The organism is Shewanella marinintestina (assembly GCF_023283845.1).
Taxonomy (GTDB): Bacteria; Pseudomonadota; Gammaproteobacteria; order Enterobacterales; family Shewanellaceae; genus Shewanella; species Shewanella marinintestina.
Genome location: NZ_JAKILC010000010.1, coordinates 51750 through 72891, shown reverse-complemented (window position 1 = coordinate 72891; position 21142 = coordinate 51750). Strand labels below are relative to the sequence as shown.

The following is a 21142-nucleotide window of genomic DNA, read 5'->3' as shown; positions in this document are numbered from 1 at the left end:
CTAAAACGGCTTAAACCGTAAATGGCATTACGAAAAACATTAATTAGCTAAGCATGAAGTGCAGTTTACTTGTGAAGATGTGAAGTTAATGTGTAAGAGCTCGCTACCGCTAAGCTGTTATAAGTTTTAATCGCTGACGTGCTTGGATGGCTGTAAGGATCAGTTTTAGTTAGTTTATTAATAGCTGTGGTAATCAATATTTTGCCAGGCAGAATTATCTACTTACATTGCAGCAAGTAAGGTTTGAATGTATGTAGGACTTATGTTTAATCTGTAATGGTAATGTAATCGGTGGTATTATCGCAGCATATTGATTTTACGGGTTAGAGCTCTCATCTTGTTGTTTAAGCATCAGTTTTCATTAGCTATACTATTTTGTGGTCTTGCTGCTTCTATGGCAGTGCAAGCGTCAGAGCTTTTGCCTGAAACAAGCGTAATTACTGAGGCTAAGCCCGCAGTAGAACAAGGGATTAAAACTGAGCAATCCGCTTTACCTTTGGCAGAAAGCCCACCCAAGCAACCAGTACCGTCTCCTGTTAAAACATTTTTAGCTCGGCTTGATCCAGAGCCTGCCTCCAAACTAGAACAAAAAGCTAGCGTCACAGAACCTGCAACAGTGAGAGCTAGAGAGGGGCAAGACGCTAATGAAGCTAACAGCTTAGAAGAAGCTGCCAAAACTGAAGATCCTTGTTATAGCAATTCACAAATGGAAGATGCGATAGACAAGGCATTTGATTACCTCAACACTAAGTTTTGTCAGCCAGCTATTTGGTTTGATAGCTTTTTTGTTGATGACAGAGTGGAGGATGATGCGCGAGCTGGAACCATTATTCGCTGGTATAACGATTTTTCTTATTACGCTGAAGAGGGCTTTAAGTATCGAGCTAACTTGAACGCTCGATTGAACTTACCTGGAGCGAGTAAGCGTTTAAAGCTGATCTTAGATTCAACAGGTGAGGACGATCCATTTTCGTTTTTGAAATCACCAGATGACAATAATGATAGAGATATTGGATTAAGGTATGACTGGTATGCCAAAGGCCGTGTAAGTTTTAATATCAAAGCCAACTTAAAGCCTAAACTTGAGGCAAGGTGGCGCTATACCTATCCGATTTCCGATAGTACTGTTACCCGCTTAACCCAAAAGATTTATCAGGAAAAAAAGGTTACGGGGGAGTCGACTGAATTTGATATTGAACACGCTTTTAACGAAACCTTTGTGGGGCGCTGGAGTGCAGTAGCACAATATGAAAATCGAAATAATGGTTGGGAATTTGGTTCTAGCGTTAAGCTTTATCAATACATAAATAACAAGCAGGCATTAAGCTATCAAGCCAGTATTTATGGTGTCGATGAACCCTATCATTATGTGAAAAATGCCAGTATAAGCGCCACTTATCGACAAAATTTTATTCGTGATTGGCTTTTTTTTGCTGTTACTCCTGAGTACCGTTGGAGTAAAGAAGATGAGTTCTCCGAGCGTATTAACCAAGTGGTGTTAACGTTTACGCTCGAAGTGCTATTTCAAAATGTATAGCGCACATCAATTATTTTATACTAACTAACGCGTGCTTAGTCGTTAGTTTCCTGTTCTGGAGTCATGTCAGCTTCTAGTAGAGGCTCACTAGCTGGCGTTACTTGCTCACAGTGTGGTTGACTAACTTGCTCCGCCAAAATAATTAAGCTGTCGGTATAAGAGAAACCATATCCGTAGCCGCCTTCAGTACTCACTCCATTACCAAGCAAGTGCGGGTCGCTGAAGTGATCTTTAAAAGCAAAATCACCAGAAAGCACTGGCGTAATTTGCATCACTTTATAACCTTGCTGATTTAGGCTAGCGATTGCTTGTTGCAGATCGGTATCAAGGCGCTCAATATCTATTTTACAAGTCGAGTATTCAAACTCAGATGTTTTTGGCTTAGCAGCCCACATTTCTTCGCGTTTATCGGTTGCGATCTTAGCAAAATAGCTTTTTACCAATACAACTTTTTGATTCATTTGATGACCTTTAGCGAGTTATTAGCCTGCAGTATTTTAAAGAATAAAACTGCTGAGTCAGGGTTATCTAGCGGTGTCAGCAATCAATGTAAGGTTACTTGATCATTGCTCCGAGGTAAATGGCATTAATTTGTTATTATTCAAGGTGCTTGCCACTAAATGGTGATTAAATCGTAATCGTTTGTTGGCAACTCATTTTAGTGAAGATCTTATTTTGAGCGGACTGAATATTGCGAGTATAAGGCTTATAAAAGCTGCCATTTAGCTTGGGTTTGTTGAAAAAAAGTCTTGCAATTGTTATGGTTATGTCGCTGCTGGAGCAGTTTGAGCTATGTTTTATGGTGCTTTAGTTTAGCCTGCGATATTAAATCCCGCAGGGGGAATATTGGAATTTGAGCTAGTGTAAACCTGTTGTTTAGCGATTAAAGAGTCCTTAATTATGTCTAATACATTGGAACTGAATTCTCTGTCGGAGTTGAAGTTTCATATTAAAAATTTCGACGAACAGCTTAATGCACAGTTTTTAACTTTGCCTGTGCAGTCGCTGCTAAAAAAGCGTGCTAAGCATATAGACGAAATGTTGGTGTCGTTATGGAAGACATACCACTTACATCAAACTTCAATGTCGCTCAATGCGGTTGGAGGTTATGGGCGAAGGGCATTGCACCCTAGGTCGGATATCGATTTGGCCATTATCGTTGAACAAGAGTTAACCCCACCCCAGCAAGAACAATTATCACTTTTCCTTACCCGCCTCTGGGATTTTGGCTTAGACATAGGTCAAACCGTTAGAACACTTTCTGAATCTATCGAAGCTGCATCAACAGATATCACTATTGCAACTAACCTGCTTGATATTCGCTGTTTAGTGGGTTCGAAAAAACACTCGCAAACCATTAAAGATCAGCTGTATCAAAATGAGCTTTGGACCAGCCTGTCATTTTATGATGCCAAAATGGTTGAGCAGGAACTTAGGCACAATAAGGCGCAAAACACGGCGTTATATTTAGAGCCTAACTTAAAGAACAATCCAGGTGGTCTGCGTGATGTCCATACAATTATGTGGATTGCGCAAAAGCACTTCTCACTCGCTAACGCTAACGCCTTAAAGACCATAGGCTTTTTAGATCAAGACGAAGTGTATGAGCTACTAGAGGCCTATGACTTTATTTGCAGAGTAAGGTGGGCGCTACACTGCGTCACTCAATCTGCACAAGACGTACTGTTATTTGAGCATCAAGCAGCAGTGGCTGAGTTTATGCAATTTGGTCAGGGTGATAATAGCCAGCTAGCTATTGAGCGAATGATGCGTCAGCTCTTTAGAGCAATGACTCGTGTGCGTGAAATAAACCAAATTATTTGTGATTCATTTAAGTTAGATACTTTAAATGAAACCGAGCGAGAAAACCTACAATCAATCGATAAATACTTCAGTGTATGTAACGGTTTGATAGAGGTTAAGTTTACGCAGGCGTTTATTGATAAACGCCAAGTCATGCGTATGTTTAAGCTGATTGCCGACAACGACAATATTGTGGGTATTGCGCCGAAAACATTAAGGTTGCTGCGCCAAACTCGTCGCCGCTTACTCGGTGAGCTGCAAGATTACCAAGGTTGCCGTGAAGAGTTTCTGGCCATATTGGCTCATCCTAAAGGTCTGCGTAAATGTTTAGGCTTAATGCATCGCTATGGAGTATTAGCGGCCTATTGTTCACAGTGGCATGCCATTGAAGGCCAAATGCAGTTTGATATGCATAACGCCTTTACAGTCGATGAGCATACTTTCAAAGCGATTCAATACATCGACAGCTTTGCTCTGAACAAGAAAAACAGCCTGACATACAGTATTTATCAAAATTTGAGTAATCGTTTTGCACTGGTTTTTGCCACGCTTTGTCATCACTTGTCTGGTAAGCAGGTCATTGAGAATAGTGAGTTAAGTGCTATTCAGGCAAAAGAGCTAGCAGAAGAACACCTGTTAAAAGGTTCAACTACAGCACTTATTTACTGGTTAGTGGCTAATCAAAATGTATTGATTAGTGCTATTCAAACTCAAGATATTAGTGAGCCGGATGTAATTAAGCATTTGGCCAAAGTCGTTGGTTCTCAGAGCAAGCTCAATGCACTGTTTTTATTTACTATTGCAGATATGATGGCAACCAATGAAAGCTATTGGAACGATTGGCAAGAGAGCCAGTTAACTCAGTTATATATGGCAATCCGCGAAACATTAAAGCAAGGTATTGAGAACATCTTTGAGGTGCGTACGGTTATTCGTGAAAACCAAAGTGACGCCAAAGCCGAACTATTACAAGCGGGCGTAGAACCTGAACGTTTAACTCGATTTTGGCAGAGTTTGCCGAATAACTTTTTCAGCGGTAACTCAGTTGAAGATATTGTTGATATTAGCCAAGGCGTGCTAAAAGGCGAGCCGGGCACCACTCGCGTCTTAATCGGTAAAAATGGCGACAATGGTTTTACTAGTATTTTTGTTTATACCGAAGACAGACCTAAGCTATTTGTCGATCTATTTAAAACCTTAGCGAGTTCAAAGCTCAAGGTTAAAGATGCGCAGATGATGCAGACGAAGAATGGTCAAGTATTAGAGATCATTAAGGTGTTGGATCATAAAGATGAGCCGATCGATGATGAACCAAGACTAGAGCAAATCGTTAAACGTATACACAGAGCTATCGATCAAAAAGATAGGCCGAGAAAGCTCGTGACCCATAGAGCATTAAAGAACTTTGATAGCCCACCAGTGGTGACAGTACTACACACCACTAAAAAGAATAGGGCGCTGCTTAAGGTCAACACTTTAGATGATCCTATGTATCTAGAGCAGATCTGTAATCTTCTCTCCGAGCGTAATTTAAGTATTCACTCAGCAAAAATTAGTACCTTAGGTGAGTGTACCGAAAACGTATTTTTGGTGTCCAATGCTGACAACACCTCTTTTGGCCACGACGAGCAGCTTAAGCTAGTGGATATAATTGAAGAAGAGATTGCCTAACACCTGCTAAAATGTACGATTAATTGGTTGAGGAGTTAGCGGTGAAGTTGGTTCTATTTGATTTTGATGGCACTCTGACCACCAAAGATATGTACACCAAGTTTATTCTATTTTCTGCAACGCCAGTCCGCCTATTGCTGGGCATTATCTTTATGTCACCGCTGTATCTGCTTTATAAATTAGGAGTGATAGCTCCACGAAAGCTTAGGCCTGTAGTGAGCTTTTTTGCGTTTGCTGGCCGCAGTAAACAGCAAGTCGATGCCATTGGCTTGCGTTATGCTCAAAGTATCATCCCCAACTACCTATGTTCGCATGCACTGCAAACATTAAAGCTGCATCAGCAGCAGGGCGCTAAAATAGTACTGGTATCAGCATCGCTCGATCTTTACCTCAAGCCATGGTGCCAAATGATGAATATCGAGCTAATTTGTAGCCAAATGGCCAGTAATAGTATGCGTTACACTGGGCACTATTTAGCTGGAGACTGCAGCTGCAACGCTAAGGCTGACAAAGTCACCCAGCAGTTTGTGTTAACACAGTTTTCTAGTGTCTACGCTTATGGTGATACCAAAGAAGACTTGGCCATGCTAGCCCTAGCAGACAAAGCCTTTATGAAAGGCAAACCCCACCTTTAGCTTGTTAAGCATATCGCTCTTAATCATGCTGCCTACACTAAATTAGTTTATTGTAGGCTATATATCAGCCCCTCCTTGACCCCCTTGTTGCCGCTGCTAGTTATAATTACTACTCGAATACGATTGATTGTCCTAGCGCAGAGCCTGCAATGTATAAATGTCAGTAAAACGCTATTTATTGTTGTAATGATGAAGCCCGTTTGTGTTGCGATGCAGGCTCTTTGTTGACAGCTTGGGTTGGAGTCATTGATAAGACGATTACATTCACGGACAGTTGAAGCCGAATTAAGTCAAATCCCGTAGTAAAAAGTCCAAACTATATAAAGACCTAAGCACCAAGGATAGTAAAGATGTGTTATTTACTGCCTCTCACACCAAGACGCTAGATAGCAAGCCCGACTTTGGTATAACAAGTTGTTACTTGACCAAAATCCTTAAGTGAACAACACTCGATGCTCAACATATACCCTACAAATATGGATGATTATAAAAATGCTAATATTCTTAATTTGTATTGCGGCGCTAGTGCTAGCTTATAAGTTCTACAGTCCCTTTGTAGAGCGCCAAGCTGGTATCGATCCCAATGCAAAAACTCCGCAAGCCCGTTTTGAAGATGGCGTTGACTACGTCAAGGTTCATCCGGTTAAAGCTTACTTAATTCAATTTCTAAACGTTGCTGGTGTGGGGCCGATTTTCGGTCCTATTCTTGGTGCGTTATATGGCCCAATCGCACTAGTGTGGATTGTTCTGGGTAATATTATTGGTGGTGCAGTACACGATTACTTTTCAGGTGTATTAAGTATTAAAGAAGACGGTAAGAGCTTGCCTGAAATTGCCGGGCATTACTTTAACGTTTACTTTAAAGGCGTTATGTTGATATTCACTGCTATGCTGCTATTTTTTGTTGGTGTAGTGTTCATTATGAGCCCAGCGGGCTTATTGAGTAATCTCGACTACTTTGAAGGCACAATACTGGCTAACAATACCTTTTGGGTATTAGTGATTTTAGGCTACTACTTCTTAGCAACCATGCTACCGATTGATAAAATCATCACTAAGCTTTACCCATTGTTTGGTTTGCTGATGATTGTAATGACAGTGTCGATTGCAGTGGCATTATTGGTGAGTGCGCCGCAATTGCCTGAGATGGGCGATATTTTTGCCTATTTTGACCATAGCCATTACAACAATGACTTATTAGCGCCAAACCCCGATGGACTGCCTGTATGGCCGCTGCTTTTTGTGACTATTACTTGTGGCGCTATTAGTGGGTTCCATTCAACTCAAGCGCCAATTATGGCGCGTTGTTTAACTAACGAAAAATATGTTCGCCCAGTATATTACGGCGCTATGATGTCTGAAGGTATTGTGGCTTGTGTGTGGGCAACAGCAGGTATTGCCGCTTTCCCCGGTGGTTATGTTGAGCTGAAAAGCATTCTAGATGCGGGTGGCCCAGGTTTAGTTGTTAACCAAGTCGCTACGACATATTTAGGTGTTGCTGGTGGCATTATGGCGATTATTGCTGTAGCCATTTTCCCAATCACCTCTGGTGATACAGCCTTTAGATCTTTACGTCTAACCATTATTGATGCGTTTAAGATCCCACAAAGTTTGAGAAATCGTCTGTTGTTAGCCATCCCTATTTTGGTGATTGCTTACTTCATGACTAAGATTGATTTCTCATTAATCTGGCGCTATTTTGCATTCTCAAACATGCTGCTATCAACCAGCGTATTGTGGCTAGCCACTAAATATTTGTTTGATAGAGGGGCTTTCCACTGGATAGTGAGTTTACCTGCGATTGTGGGTACCTGCGTCACAGTGTCATACATTGTTACTGCAGGCATTGGCCTAGGGCTACCACAGTCACTCAGTCAGCCGGTAGGTATTGCCGTTGGAGTGGTTTGTTTAATTGGCCTGATAATGGTGCACAACAAACGTAAGTTAGCCACGGGTGGCTAAGCTTAAATACAACTAATCTAGGGCTGCTAAATGCAGCCCTTTTTTATGTCTCTGCAGACAGATGTAACGAGCGTTTGGGTTAATGACAAGCATCTGTGTTTTCTTTTTCTGTAATAAATTGCCGCTTTAGCTTGTCTTCTAGTTAGAACTTTCCGCATTAATGCTCGTTCAATACCTATGTATATTTACGGTAAATTGACGCGTTTTTAGTGATTATTACTTATAATTGGTTAGCTATTTAGTACTTTAAGCACGGGTTTTACTATTTTTTAGAGTAATTACTTGTTTTTATTTTCAGGCTAAGTACGTTGGTAGTTAAGACGTTCGTCCACAGGCAAGGATTACATAAGGCCGTTTTATGGATAGATTGAGTTTTACGGAAAAAGCGCTAGACGAAGGACTGTTTGATATTTACAGCCGCAAAAGGGTGTTAAGTTTTATTCTTATCGTGTCATTGCTGACCTTTATTCCTCTTAGTATCAAAAATTTTTTAATCGGCCAACCTTTGTTAGCTAGTGTTTTATTAGCATTTGAGTTTAGCTTAGCGGTTGAAATATTTGGTGTCTTACGACTAAAGCATAAGATCATTGGTTACCAACTGCCTTTATTTTTACTCGTTATTAGCATAGTGCTAAGCGTGCATATCTTTGGCACATTAGCCACTTATTGGGTGTTTCCTATTGTAACGGCCATCGTACTTCTCGTACCTAAGAAGATGGCGATAGCGGTAAACAGCTTAATCATAATTGCGACAACATTTGCTGCATTACCGCACCAGTCGGTGACGGTCACATTGCGTTTTACCTTAGCGCTATTAATTTGTGCCGCTATTACCCAATGTGTTATTGAGGCTGTCAGAAAGCTGCAGGGTAACTTAAGTTATTTATCCACCCGAGATTCACTAACAGGGGCGTTTAACCGTCATCAAATGGATCTTAGTCTACAAGCTGCAAGCCAAAGAGCGAAAGCAGGGCATCTAACCTGCATCGCCGTTATTGACATTGATTACTTCAAAAAAGTGAATGATCTACACGGACATGATATGGGCGACAAAATCATTAAGTCCGTGGTGGAACTTGTTAATGTTAATAGCCGGCAAACCGATTTACTGTTTCGCTTAGGAGGGGATGAGTTTTTATTGTTATTTGATAACACTGAGCTCGATAGTGCTTTTAAAGCGGTGCAAAAAATTCGTAAAAGTGTTGTAGAAGGGCTGACGCAACAATGCCCTGATATTGAGCAAGTGACCTTAAGTATTGGCATTGCCGAGGCAATTGCAAACGAAGACAGTGAGCTTTGGGTTAAACGTGCTGATACGTCTTTATATATGGCAAAACAAGCTGGCAGAGATCAAATTAAAGTGAATGATCCTGCTGAGTTTTACGCTCAGAAGGTCGTGCAGCTCTAATGCCTGACAAATGATTAATACCAATCAGTATAAACATTTAGTCACTTAGCGAGAGTTTAGCGGTTTTGAGGCAAAGTCATTAAATGCTCCAGCATTAATGACATTCACTACATCCATGTGGTTTGCAACGAGTGAAGAGCATAGTTGAACTAGGTTCAAGCTCCTTCTTTGTTTATTAAGAGTCACAGCATCAGAATCGCTAAAACTCGCCTTCAGGAGCGTTTTTGACTGCCTACTTCTGCGTTGATTAGCTTTATAAGGGAATAACCATTATTGCAGCTATTCGCCTTGGATTAGTTTGCCAAAAACCGCTCTGAGTAGATCAAATTCTTATACTGATTAGTTTAAGAAAAAGGCCAACATTGAGTTGACCTTCTTATATGTGTTTATTGCATTTTTTTGCTAAAGGCTAAACTCGCCACGTAAGGTTAACGCTAGTTGTCTTGGTTCGCCTAAGGCCGGTGTGCGAGTGAAGTTATTAGTAATGTATTCTTCATCAAATAAGTTTTTACCTTGCAGGTAAATCCCGACGTTTTGCCACTCATAGCCTATCTGCATATTGACCAGAGTGCGGCTGTCATTGTAAGGATCAAACAGTTCATCACCCTCTTTATATCCTTCACGGTATGGGTCAACCTTTACCGGTGCGCTTTGGGCATAGTTGGCATTTAGGTTAGCAAAAATACCGTTATCGGCGCTGTAAGTGGCACCAATATTACCGGTCCACTCGGGAGCGGTAAATTGGCGACCGGATAAGTCGTTGACTATTGGCGTAGTTTCAGTGGGAATGGTGATCACAAAGTCAGTAAACTCGGTCTTTGACTGACCCACAGACGCATAAAGTGCGAGTTCGCTAGTGACTTGGTAGTTCAGCTCAAGCTCAAACCCTTGCACTGTTGATTGACCTGCATTGACAGTTTCATTGTCATAACGGTTAGGTGAGAGCTGCACGTTTACTTGTTGGTCACGCCAGTCAACGTAAAACAGGTTGGCATTGGCAATCAAGTCACCGTCTAACCAGCTTGAACGCAATGATAACTCATAGTTGTCAGTGTATTCTGGGTCGTATTCAAACACATCACCGCGAGCGTTATTAATACCTACGCCACCTGAGCGATAGCCTTTTTGGTACGAAAAGCTAGTGATTAAGTCTTCAGTCCAGTGATAGCTCACACCTAGCTTAGGTAAGATGGTATTAAAATCATTTTCAATTTCGGGAGTCGTTGTTGAGGCACTAGCCGCTAAATCATAAAACTGCTGGTTAATACCGGCGATTAACGGGGAAATACCTTCATAAGGTGTTCCAATATAGCTGGCTGGATCCGGTATTTTATCCGCATTTAAAATAATATATTGGGCATCATTTTGTGTTTGTTGCTTTTCATGATCAAAGCGAATACCACCAAAAACGTCCCATTTTTCAGTAATATTCCAAACAGCATCTGCAAATAACGCATAGCTTGAAATTGTCTGCTGTGACGAGGTTAGTGCGCTCGTGTGGGCAGGATTAAACTCAGCGTATTGGCCAACCACTAAATCAGCAATGGGTTGGCTTAACCCATATCTTGCTTGCAATATATCGCTAGTGAGCCCTAAACGGTTTAGTTTTAGATTACTTAATCCGTTAGAGTGATCATCAACATCGGTATTGAAGTAATAAGCACCAATCACGCCGCTAAAATCATCGTATTCAAAGGTCAATCTCAGCTCTTGGCTTAGTGAATCGGTAGTATTTTTGTAGTTAGAAATACTGCCAGTATCTTCTGGGAATTGACTGCCTTCAATCTCTAAGAAGTCAGAGTCCCAAGTAAAGCGAGTATCGACGCTAGACCACGTGGTGTATGACCCTAATGACCAATAATCATTTAAGTCGTAGTTTAGCTCTAGCACTAGTATGTCGGCATCTACAGTCTCTTTTCTTTCATCGTTATTGTAGACATAGCGATTTTCAAAAGGATTTTGACCTTGTGCTATCTCAACCGCAGTATGACCATAGTCACTATTGCTGCGGGTATAGCCTAGCTGAGCTGAAAACTCAGGCAGTGCCGATGGTTGATAAAGTAATTTTAATCGATAAGTGCCGTCGTCACGATAATCGGCGGGCTCATTGCGCACTAAGTTTTCAATATAACCGTCAATTTCTTTCTTTTCGCCACTAAACCTAAATGAAAGTTCATCTTCGATAAGGCCGCCACCAATGGCTACGCCAATCTCTCTTTGACCATTTTCACCCACAGTTAGCTGGTATTTACCTTGCCACTCCTGCGTTGGTGCTTGGGTAGTCATGATCACAGCGCCAGCTAATGCGTTACGTCCTTGTAGAGTTGATTGTGGGCCTCGTAATATTTCTACTTGTTTAGCGTCCCAAGTAGAAAAACCACCGCCATAAATCATCCGTTCTGGCAGAGGAGCACCGTCGACATACACACTGGCTAAAAAGCTGTTACCGCCTCCGGAGACGTTAAAGCCGTCAATACCACGAATGCTAAAGCTGCGATTGCCTGTTACTTGAGCATTAGCGGTATTTATGATCACATCGCGAAAATCATTGATGTTTTCTTGCTCTAATTGCTTTTCAGTCAATACCGCAACACTGGTTGTTGTCTCTTGTACGGTGCGAGCAATTTTCTGACCTGTCACCATGATCCGCTCGATATTTGTGGTATCGACAGCATTATCTGCTGCAGCAGATAAACATATCAGAGAAGCTGGAAGGAGTAAGCCAAAGCGAATTGCACTGGTGATAGGGTTTAAGTTAGATGATCGCATGTTTTATCGTCCAAATGATAATGGTTGTTATTTGTAAACGCGGCGATGCTAACACAATCATCTTGTAATTTGATAACGTATTTACGATAATTAATACAAATTATTATCATTTGTATTTGTGTTGGTGGTTTTATGATATTCGTGAGTGTATTTTCACTGTGGCTTGGCTGCTTTGCTAGCTACTTATCTTCAAGTAAACAGCGGCTTATCTATAAACCTATACCTAGGGCATTGGCTTGGCCAGGTTTTGTCATTACTGCTGCAATAGCCATAACAGGTTTAGCAATGCAATTTGGTTGGTTAGTTTCAATGCTAATTAGCTTGCTTTTAACGATGGCAATGTGGCTGTTGTTAGTTGTGGTGGCATCACATGTTCGGGAGCGAAGTGTGTTGGTTTTTTCACTTGGAACGGTAGTGTTTCCAAGTATTTTTTTATTAGGGATTAATTAACTATGTGGCCAAAAACACTGACCGCTTTTTTTGGGGGGCTATTGCTGTCTGTCAGTATCATGTTGAGCCTTTATCTGCTTATTCCACTCGCTATTGGTACCAAACTGCTTATTGGTTTATTAGCTGGTTTTATTATCTGGGTGGCGGCAATGGTTTATTACTATAGCTTTAACAGTGGCAAAACCAGTGCCATAGCCTGCGGTAAATTTTTGCTGTTGTCAGTGGGTGTTAACTCTCTTCTTTTTTGGTATCAGTCTCCATTATGAACACTCAATCTATGTACTCTCAAAACAATAAAAAACCACAGAGCCAGTGGGTAAAAAACTTAACCGAATCACATAGCTGGATTGGAGTGATTATTTCGCCCTTACTGTTTGTCATATTTTGGGCTGGTGCAGTTACCTTGTTTTATGAAGAAGTAAAGCAGTGGGCGGTTATGCCGCATTATCCGGTTAGCGTGCAACAAACTACAGCGCCACTGCAGCAAATTGTCGAAGATAAATTGGCCCAACATGATTTTGATTATCAAGAGCACTTAATGGTGCAAATGCCGTCGGAATATGACCCCTATTACAAAGTCTATTTGGATCTTGTTCGCGAAGAGGGCAAAGAGGATGAACATGGCGAAGTGGTGTCTTTGTTAGTGGATCCTAATACTGGCGTTAGTGTGGCGAATAAAGATGACTTTTTTCTTGGAGACTTTTTATATCGGCTGCATTACGACCTTAATTTACCTGGGGGGACATACCTTGTCGGTATCATTAGCTTGTTCTTCTTTTTCGCGTTGATTTCAGGTGTGTTTATCCATGCTAGAAAGTTGTTCAAACACTTTTTCTTATACCGTAGCGATAAGAATCGCCGTGACAAATTACTTGATTTACATAATGTGGTTGGGGTGATGACGCTGCCTTTTACCTTTATGTATGCCTTAAGTGGCTTGGTATTTAATCTGGCTATTATCTACCAAATTTCCTTTGTGGTATTTATCTATCAAGGCGACCAAGACACCTTATTTAAAGATGCGGGTTTTACTTTATTTGACGAGCCACAAATAGAGCAAACAATTGATATGAGTAACGCATATAAGATTATTGCTCAAACGCGTGAACGGCAAGGTTTCCACTTAAGAAATGTCATTTTTTATAACTATGGAGATGAGTCCGCGATTATCCAACTACGCGGTAATGACCTTGCTAATTTTTCACAAAAAGACGAGTTCTTTTACCGAGTGAAAACAGGCGAGCTACTCAATAAGACCGATATCAATAACTACAATGTGTTTCGTAAAGGCCGAGAGATTATTGCCACCCTACATTTTGGCGACTTTGCTGGCGTTGATGTGCGTATTTTGTACTTCATTCTCTCTATCGCAATTTGTGCCATGATAGTCATTGGTAACATGTTATGGCTAGATAAGCGGGCTTTACAGAAAAATGTCTCACCGCGCAGTATCAGTATTGTCAGAGGCTTAACCTTAGGCGGCTGTGGTGGACTAATTGTGGCGACAGCCTTGGCTTTTTTACTTGAGCGAATTTTGCCTGCGGGGTTACAAAGCCGCTCTGATTGGCTGGTTTATGGCTTTATTGCGGGTTTAGTTGCAGCAATGATAATGGCTTACATTGTCGATAATAAACAGCGATACCTGACACAATTAATTGCGGCGAGTGTGGTTATTTTAAGTGCCACCTTAATTGCTGACGGGTATTTATTTGGTGAGCAAATTATCCAGCTTTGGCAAAGCGGTTTTAAGGCTGTTGTAGGTGTTGAAATTGCGATGTTATTGCTAATTATTTTTGGATGTATGCTCTTAAAGCGTCGAAGTGCTTTAGCGAGTCGAACTATAGAAAAGCCTTTGACGACGGTGTTGCCAAACCAATAGCGAGAGTTTGCTGCGCCGGTAATATGGTGGCGTCACATCTTAAACAGAATCAAAACGCAGCTTTGGCTGCGTTTCTTTATGGGGGAAAACCGAAACCTATATCAAATATGCCTGTTACTTTGTTGTGTGGCTTGTTGCGTTTTGGTGTTGGACAAGCTTGGTTTAAAGCCTATTGTGGCGCGGTTCGTGGTGTTGCGCACTTGTTGGCTTTTTAGTGAATAAAATCATTTTATTTTGTGTGAATATTTCTATATTCCAATTTCAAAATATGGTGTAAATTAGCGCCACCATATCTAGTTCAACTTGTATTGATAGATAGATGCCATTGTCTGGCTTGGGTTGTCCCCAACCTGAGTCATTGTGTTATTTATTTTGAATACTCTACACCTCCCCAAGCCATCACCCGGCCCAAGATCTTTAGAGCATTCCCCTTTTGTAAGAGATCCCATTGAATATTTTATTTTTGATGTACCCTTGGACGAGTATCGAGCCTGAAACTGATACCACATTGCGTTTAATTCACGAATGCGTTGCTCGTGGCCACACTGTAGCCTTAGCGACGACTAGCAACTTAACTATGCGTGATTCAGAAGCTAGTGCGTTTTGCCAAGTGTTCGATAAAGAACAAGTTACGCCAAATAATATTGTTTCATTCTATAAAAAAGCGCAGTTCAAAAAGCTACGTTTACCGTTAGCGGGCTTTGACAGCATTATCATGCGTGCGAATCCACCATTGGATACCGTAGCGCTGAACTTCTTAGATTCGGTGCGTGATGAAGTGTTCATCATGAATGATATTGACGGTCTGCGTATTGCGAACAATAAGCTGTACACAGCGTCATTTGACGATCCAAATAACACCTTCATTCCAGTGACTCACGTGTCTAAAACACCAGAGTACTTAGAAGAAGTATTGCGTGAGTCTAAGACTGACAAGATGATCATGAAGCCACTTGATGGTTACGGCGGTCAAGGCGTGATCTTAGTTGAGAAAGCAGCGCAAAAGAGTTTTCACTCTTTGCTAGAGTTTTATATCAACAGTGGTAAAGGCGGCAATTACGTTATTTTACAAGAGTATGTAGAAGGCGCTGAAGAAGGCGATGTGCGTATTCTTATGCTAAACGGCGAGCCTATTGGCGCCATGAAGCGTATTCCTGCTCAAGGTGAAGTTCGTTCGAACATTCATGCTGGCGGTAGTGTGGTTAAGCACGTATTAACTAAGAAAGAAAAAGAACTGTGTAAGCACATTGGTCCAAAACTAGTGCGCGATGGTTTGTTCTTTGTCGGTATTGACGTTATCAACGAAAAGTTGATTGAAGTTAACGTACAAAGTCCTGGTGGCATTATGCGTATCAACAAGCTGAATAACGTTAAGCTACAAAAGAAAGTTATCGATTTTGTTGAAAGTGTAGTTAATGCAAAAGAAGTATTAACGCAAAGAAGAACGGAATTTAGAAAGGCGATTGACGATGCTCACATTATCTGAGAAAGAGTGTATTGCGTTAATTAACAAAGGCGAATGCTTTCATGCAGAAGTCGAAGGTGGCTCATTTATCGTTAAGATTGATGAGTATTCTCCAGTAGTATGTACCGCTATTCATAATGGTCATCGCCTGCGTGATGACCTTAAAAAGACCTTCTTACTCACCAAAGAAGAGCGCTTTTATGAAGAAGATCCATACACAGACGAAATGCTGTCATCATTCCCTATTGTCTTGATAGGTAACGACTCACGTTTTGAATATGACTTGAACCGCCCAAAGGCGCATTCAACCTATTTTAAAACCGCGTGGGACAAGCAAGTGTGGCAAAAGCCACTCAGTACAAAGCAGCGCGGCGAAAGTCATGCTAAGCATCAGTCGTTTTATAACGTACTGAGCGCTTTGATTGCGCGTCTTGAAAAGCAGTTTAAAAACAGTATCGTATTTGACACGCATTCTTATAACCATCAGCGTATTGAGGCCGACACGCCAACTTTTAATATTGGCACTAGCCAAATTGATGTTGAACGTTGGGGCGCAACTTGCCATCACTTTGAAAAGCAGTTAAATAAGATTGAGCTGCCTAACCTTGACGTGCGCGCAGCAACCGATGAAGTGTTTCAAGGTCGCGGCTACTTAATTGCTCACGTCAACGCACATTTCGACAACACCCTAGTGCTGCCTGTTGAAGTGAAAAAAGTGTTTATGGACGAAACGACGGGTGAGTTATACCCGCTGGTTTTAGAAGAGTTAAAAGCAGGTATTAAGCAGGCGATTTCAGAAACCGCAGCATTCTTTATGCGCCGCTTTGGTAAGCGCAAATCAGTGAGAAACGTCGATTTATTATCATCGACATTATCACCTGAGATTTTATCATTAGATAAAAGCTTATATAAATTAGCTAATAACGTAGCCACACTGAAATATATTAACCCGATTAATATTGCCAGTGAGCGTAAAAAGTTTTTAGCCCGTAAAGGCGCAGTGGCACCAGAGTTTAGCTATAAGCAGTTAAACCTCAATCCATACCAATTCCGCGAGCAGCTTTATAAGCTACCGGTAGAAAACGTAATGGATGCCGATATTCAGCAGCTTTATCGTCATGTAATTGATAACTTAGCGACTAAAATCGATTTGTTATGCTCAATTGGCAACGAAGATTTTGTCTATAACTCGCTGAAGTATTATGGCCAGCCAGATAAAGATGACATCGCCAATGCCGAGTTCTTACTGCGAGCACCAGATATCGAAGGTGACGACGAAGAACCGACTTACGATGCTACATATGCGGTTAAGTCGTTTCAAAAGCAGGCTGATGATTGGGGCCTTAAGTGCAAAGTTGAAAAGTCATCACGTATCGTTGCGAAAGCCATGGTCGATAGTGAAAGAAACTGTCTATTAATCAACAAAGATGCCATGTTCACCGGTAAGGAGCTTATTGCTTTTGCTAACCACGAACTGGGCGTGCATATGTTGACTACAGTTAACGCTCGCCGCCAAAAGCTACGCGTGTTATCTCTAGGCTTAGTGGGCAATACTCACACCCAAGAAGGTGTTGCGATTTACAGTGAATACTGTTCAGGCAACTTAACTCTGAATCGTCTTAAGATCTTAGCTCTTCGTGTTATAGCAGTGAACTTAATGCTAGAGCAGCGTGACTTCTCGATGACGTTCCAGACTTTGATGCGTGAATATGGTCAAACAACTGAGCAGGCATTTACCTTAACCACGCGTGTTTATCGCGGCGGCGGTTTCACTAAAGACTTCCTTTACTTAAAAGGCTTTAGAGATATCGTTAACCTAAGTAAAACCACGCCGCTAGATAATTTATTAGTGGGTAAAGCGGGTACGCTAGACTTACCGATTATCAGCGAAATGGTTGAGCGTAATATGCTTGAAAAGCCAGTGCCGCTATTTGAGTTAAAGCACAAGTCAACGCCTGATACTGCAGTGATAGACTACTTGGTTTCAGCGATCCGTTAATCATAATTAACGCCGTCTGTAACTCGCATAAAAGCGCCTTATTTCTTATGGGATGAGGCGTTTTTTTATGCTTTAAACTCGCTATGGTGACAGAGTGTTTTTTGGGAGTTTACTGCTGATAATGATTGTCGAATGTACGTAAGACTTGTCATAGTGGCTTAATAACTTACTGATTGCCGCTAAGGTTTAGGAACATAAAAACCAAGAACAACTGTGTTTATATCAATTTGGTTCTTCGTTAAGGTAACAACTAAAATAAGAATTAAAACAAAGGCTAGAACAAAAAAGATAAAATCCGGAATCCAAGCCAGATAAAATAAGGCCTAAATAAAAGCCAGATAAAAGTAGGAGGACAGGTATGTCGATATTGCAAAGTAACAACATAAGCCAAGCTATATATCAAACAGTAACCCAAGGCTTCAGCGCATTGATGTTGGTTTTTTTAGCTGTGGGCAGTGCACAAGCATTGGAAGCTGAAAAGGTTGCTAGTGGTTTCAACATTCCTTGGGGGCTGGCCTATGTTGACGATAGCACCATGCTGATAAGCCAAAGAGATGGCATAGTGAAACAGCTTAACCTTAAAACGGGTGAGCATAAGACAATATTTAAACCTGCCAATGTATGGGCTGATGGCCAAGGCGGTCTGCTCGATATTGCCGTATCGCCTTTTGCAGACAATACCCTTTACTTCACTTACAGCAAAGATATCGAAGGCGAGGGTGCGACCACCCTTGCTAAAGCGACTTATCAAAACGGCACATTAACAGATTGGCAAGATGTATTTGTATCAAACTCCCGTTCAGATACTGGTCGGCATTTTGGTAGCCGTATAGCGTTCGATAATGACAGTCTGTACTTTTCAATTGGTGATCGTGGCGTACGCGATAACGGTCAAGATACGCAAACTCATGCAGGAGCAATCTTACGATTAATGCCCGATGGCAGCGTACCAAGTGATAATCCATTTATCGCAGACAAAGCGGTTTTAGATGAGATCTGGAGTTACGGCCACCGTAATCCTCAAGGTTTAGTTTACGACGCACCAACACAAAAATTGTGGTCGATAGAGCACGGCCCCCGTGGCGGTGATGAACTTAACTTAATTAAATCCGGCGCCAATTATGGCTGGCCAATCACCTCCCACGGTAAAGAATATTGGGGGCCAATCAGTGTCGGTGATGGCAAAGTTAAAGAGGGCATTGAGCCACCGGTTAAGGTTTATATTCCTTCAATCGCCCCAGGCAGCTTAGCCATGTATCGTGGCAGTAAGTTTCCTGAGCTTAATGGTAAGCTATTAGCGGGGGCATTAAAGTTAACCCATATCAATGTGGTAACGGTTAACGATGCTGGAAAAGCAATTGCAGAAGAAAGGATTATGGCAGAGCTAGGTGAGCGTATTCGTGATATCGAGGTCACCCCAAAAGGTGATATCTATTTCAGTACTGATAGCGGCAATATATATAGATTAAAGCACGCGGATTAACGTTTATGACACTAACAAAATAGCCACTCAATGAGTGGCTATTTTGTTAGTGTAAGTCGTTTGTTTCTTGCTCTATCTTAGGCTTATAGCCTCAAACGCAGACCTTTTAGGCGACTTACACCGTAATAGAGATGCTCTTTAACAGGGAGCAATAAGTTAACCTCTACTTGCAACCCATTCCACCCAAGCTTTAATTTCTTTGGGGTTTCCATGTTCCTTAAACAGTTTTATGCAGGATTGAGGGCATCTTGTATCAAGCTCTGATTGGCACCATGCATCCAGTTTATAGTGACTTGAGAAACCATTTATCCAAGCGTCATAAACTTTGTCCAACTTTGCATAGAAATTGAAATCAATACGGCCTTTTTCAGCTAACCAAGGGTATCTAATGATTTTAATTCTAGTATTATCAATTACACTGTTAGCCATCTTCACCAGTAATTCAGCAAGTACCTCGGAACCAATGTCATGGATGGTTAAGGTTTCAATGGCGGTGATATCAGCCCCAACCAAATTAATCACACGATTACTGAGTTGTGTCGTGTCGATAGTTTGGATCATTTCATAACCCAGAGTATCGAGTAGTCGGTACAATTCAAGATTCCATTCATTCTCACTGAAATCACCGTTTTTAATCGCCTGTTGCAGCTCTTTGCTCTTCTCTGATTGAATAAGCAAATGTTTTTGTAAATTAGGGTACTGTTTAAGCGCTTGAGGTGGAACTTGAGATATCAACTCAAAAAGTTTCGATTGATCGGTTATTAGATCGGCGAATTCTAATTTTGCTTCTGGTGTCATGTCTATTTCTCTAGCTATGCTTTTACATTACCTGCCACTATACACTAGCGAATAGCTTAGTGATTATTTTATGTTCACAGTGATTTTTTGTAAGTTACTAGTTTTTAGGCATTAACGGTGTCTTAAAATCCAACCGTAGGCCTGCACTAAAGCGTTTTTTCACCAGCCTAGTAGGCGGGTGACTGAGTGGGAAGAATATTTGTGAATGGTAATTTTAAGCTCTGCTAAAAGTCAGGGCTTACACTACTGGTAAGTGATAATTAGAAATAATAAGAAGCAGTCACTTCGAATAAGTGGTCCTTATCAATACCAATAGTTTTATTACTAATGAACTTTATCCTAGCGTTATTACGGGTGTATGTGTGCGAAGCTTCAATCCACCATTGACCAGCTTGGTCTAATGACATTCCGTAGCCCGTTTTTATTTTGAATGTGTCTACTTTAGCTGCTGCACCTTTTGTTGTGCTTGGTGTTAAATCTGCACGCTGGAACTGTGGTTGGACGATAATGTAACTTGAATTATTGATTTCGTAGCTCGTAAATATGTTAGTTTGAAAACCACGCACTTTAACTTTTTTGCCATCATTACCAGTTGCTTGACCAGCAACATAGGCAACATTGGGATAAACTGACAATTTTTCAGTTAACGAGTATTTATTAATTATTCCCACTGCAACAGTATCAGTACCGAATGCGTCGGGGTCCTGAGAGCTCATTTTCCATGATTTTTTGTAATCAACAGAAAAACCAATTTGGTCGGCAAAAGCAGTATTAAGGTCAAAAACTTGAAAGTAACGAATTCGTGTATCTTGAGCTTTACGGCCTTTATTAGTTTCGGTTTGATGTTCAATCAAACCAATGAAGTTATTTCCTTTAGCGTAAGAACCCGCGATCCCTCCCATTACTGAAATGTCTTTGTTATTGTTAGCGGAGCCACTAATAAATGAATTCACTTGAGTTAAATCACTTGGTGACACTTTTTCAGTCGCCGATACAGATAGTGAAGCACTCATCAGTATTAAAGATACAGCCTGTGTGATTTTTGACGTTCGCATAATATGGTCCTAATCATGTTTTGGGATATCGGTTTTAAGGTGTAAAAATTAGCAAGCACTTCAACGAGGCACTTTTTTATCATTCAATAGATTCAATAGATTCAATTGAGTTATGATTTCTTTCGGCGTTTTTCAGATGTTTCGATGCTGATGAAAGCCGTGTTTACTCGTTATTAGCAATCGTTCTAGTGAACATTTAGCATCAAAAAGTCTTCAATAATTAGGGCT

The 21142-nt window shown here is 41.1% G+C and carries 15 protein-coding genes; 11 read left to right on the top strand and 4 right to left on the bottom strand.

From position 1 onward, the window contains the following. The first annotated feature begins 337 nt into the window (after window positions 1-337). Window positions 338-1537: a hypothetical protein gene (locus tag L2747_RS12500; protein ID WP_248999355.1), complete on the top strand. Its 1200-nt coding sequence runs from the start codon at window positions 338-340 to the stop codon at window positions 1535-1537. 35 nt (window positions 1538-1572) lie between these two features. Here L2747_RS12500 and L2747_RS12495 read toward each other — a convergent pair whose 3' ends face one another. Beyond that, window positions 1573-1998, bottom strand: a complete 426-nt coding sequence (locus L2747_RS12495) for a hypothetical protein (RefSeq protein ID WP_248999354.1) — start codon at window positions 1996-1998, stop codon at window positions 1573-1575. Between the two features lie 439 nt (window positions 1999-2437). Here L2747_RS12495 and glnD point away from each other — a divergent pair, with 439 nt between their 5' ends. The 4 genes from glnD (at window position 2438) to L2747_RS12475 (ending at window position 9016) form a co-directional block, all read left to right on the top strand. Next, window positions 2438-5011, top strand: coding sequence for a [protein-PII] uridylyltransferase (gene glnD / locus L2747_RS12490; RefSeq protein ID WP_248999353.1), 2574 nt, complete (start codon window positions 2438-2440; stop codon window positions 5009-5011). A gap of 41 nt (window positions 5012-5052) precedes the next feature. Then, entirely contained in the window at window positions 5053-5646 is a 594-nt protein-coding gene (locus L2747_RS12485) for an HAD-IB family hydrolase (protein WP_248999352.1), read from the top strand. A gap of 492 nt (window positions 5647-6138) precedes the next feature. Then, on the top strand, window positions 6139-7608 hold the full coding sequence (locus L2747_RS12480) for a carbon starvation CstA family protein (RefSeq protein WP_248999351.1): 1470 nt from the start codon (window positions 6139-6141) through the stop codon (window positions 7606-7608). Between the two features lie 358 nt (window positions 7609-7966). Further along, window positions 7967-9016 carry a GGDEF domain-containing protein gene (locus L2747_RS12475; RefSeq protein ID WP_248999350.1) on the top strand — a complete coding sequence of 350 codons (1050 nt, stop codon included), beginning with the start codon at window positions 7967-7969 and terminating at the stop codon, window positions 9014-9016. Between the two features lie 402 nt (window positions 9017-9418). Here L2747_RS12475 and L2747_RS12470 read toward each other — a convergent pair whose 3' ends face one another. After that, on the bottom strand, window positions 9419-11785 hold the full coding sequence (locus L2747_RS12470; RefSeq protein WP_248999349.1) for a TonB-dependent receptor: 2367 nt from the start codon (window positions 11783-11785) through the stop codon (window positions 9419-9421). A gap of 132 nt (window positions 11786-11917) precedes the next feature. On the opposite strand from L2747_RS12470, the gene L2747_RS12465 reads away from it, so the two are divergent. The 6 genes from L2747_RS12465 to L2747_RS12440 all read left to right on the top strand — a co-directional run bounded on the left by L2747_RS12465 (window position 11918) and on the right by L2747_RS12440 (window position 19061). Continuing rightward, the gene (locus L2747_RS12465) at window positions 11918-12235 is read left to right on the top strand and encodes a hypothetical protein (protein ID WP_248999348.1); all 318 of its coding nucleotides are present in this window, start codon (window positions 11918-11920) and stop codon (window positions 12233-12235) included. A 2-nt stretch (window positions 12236-12237) separates the two neighbouring features. Then, the gene (locus L2747_RS12460; RefSeq protein WP_248999347.1) at window positions 12238-12501 is read left to right on the top strand and encodes a hypothetical protein; all 264 of its coding nucleotides are present in this window, start codon (window positions 12238-12240) and stop codon (window positions 12499-12501) included. Further along, window positions 12498-14114 carry a PepSY-associated TM helix domain-containing protein gene (locus L2747_RS12455; RefSeq protein WP_248999346.1) on the top strand — a complete coding sequence of 539 codons (1617 nt, stop codon included), beginning with the start codon at window positions 12498-12500 and terminating at the stop codon, window positions 14112-14114. The genes L2747_RS12460 and L2747_RS12455 overlap by 4 nt, the downstream gene beginning before the upstream one ends. A gap of 448 nt (window positions 14115-14562) precedes the next feature. Next, on the top strand, window positions 14563-15600 hold the full coding sequence (gshB, locus tag L2747_RS12450) for a glutathione synthase (protein WP_283107280.1): 1038 nt from the start codon (window positions 14563-14565) through the stop codon (window positions 15598-15600). Then, on the top strand, window positions 15584-17578 hold the full coding sequence (locus L2747_RS12445) for a flavohemoglobin expression-modulating QEGLA motif protein (protein WP_248999345.1): 1995 nt from the start codon (window positions 15584-15586) through the stop codon (window positions 17576-17578). The genes gshB and L2747_RS12445 overlap by 17 nt, the downstream gene beginning before the upstream one ends. A gap of 358 nt (window positions 17579-17936) precedes the next feature. After that, window positions 17937-19061, top strand: coding sequence for a PQQ-dependent sugar dehydrogenase (locus L2747_RS12440; RefSeq protein ID WP_248999344.1), 1125 nt, complete (start codon window positions 17937-17939; stop codon window positions 19059-19061). Between the two features lie 156 nt (window positions 19062-19217). On the opposite strand, the gene L2747_RS12435 is transcribed toward L2747_RS12440, so the two are convergent. Next, window positions 19218-19859, bottom strand: a complete 642-nt coding sequence (locus tag L2747_RS12435; protein WP_248999343.1) for a hypothetical protein — start codon at window positions 19857-19859, stop codon at window positions 19218-19220. Between the two features lie 260 nt (window positions 19860-20119). After that, on the bottom strand, window positions 20120-20914 hold the full coding sequence (locus tag L2747_RS12430) for a hypothetical protein (RefSeq protein WP_248999342.1): 795 nt from the start codon (window positions 20912-20914) through the stop codon (window positions 20120-20122). Between the last annotated feature and the right edge of the window lie 228 nt (window positions 20915-21142).

Excerpts from the sequence above, each read along its gene's own strand:
- L2747_RS12470 (WP_248999349.1), bottom strand. The coding sequence starts at position 11,785 with ATGCGATCATCTAACTTAAACCCTATCACCAGTGCAATTCGCTTTGGC.
- L2747_RS12445 (WP_248999345.1), top strand. The coding sequence starts at position 15,584 with ATGCTCACATTATCTGAGAAAGAGTGTATTGCGTTAATTAACAAAGGC.
- L2747_RS12440 (WP_248999344.1), top strand. The coding sequence starts at position 17,937 with ATGTCGATATTGCAAAGTAACAACATAAGCCAAGCTATATATCAAACA.
- L2747_RS12465 (WP_248999348.1), top strand. The coding sequence starts at position 11,918 with ATGATATTCGTGAGTGTATTTTCACTGTGGCTTGGCTGCTTTGCTAGC.
- L2747_RS12455 (WP_248999346.1), top strand. The coding sequence starts at position 12,498 with ATGAACACTCAATCTATGTACTCTCAAAACAATAAAAAACCACAGAGC.
- L2747_RS12475 (WP_248999350.1), top strand. The coding sequence starts at position 7,967 with ATGGATAGATTGAGTTTTACGGAAAAAGCGCTAGACGAAGGACTGTTT.
- L2747_RS12495 (WP_248999354.1), bottom strand. The coding sequence starts at position 1,998 with ATGAATCAAAAAGTTGTATTGGTAAAAAGCTATTTTGCTAAGATCGCA.
- L2747_RS12480 (WP_248999351.1), top strand. The coding sequence starts at position 6,139 with ATGCTAATATTCTTAATTTGTATTGCGGCGCTAGTGCTAGCTTATAAG.
- glnD (WP_248999353.1), top strand. The coding sequence starts at position 2,438 with ATGTCTAATACATTGGAACTGAATTCTCTGTCGGAGTTGAAGTTTCAT.
- L2747_RS12430 (WP_248999342.1), bottom strand. The coding sequence starts at position 20,914 with ATGCGAACGTCAAAAATCACACAGGCTGTATCTTTAATACTGATGAGT.
- L2747_RS12435 (WP_248999343.1), bottom strand. The coding sequence starts at position 19,859 with ATGACACCAGAAGCAAAATTAGAATTCGCCGATCTAATAACCGATCAA.
- L2747_RS12460 (WP_248999347.1), top strand. The coding sequence starts at position 12,238 with ATGTGGCCAAAAACACTGACCGCTTTTTTTGGGGGGCTATTGCTGTCT.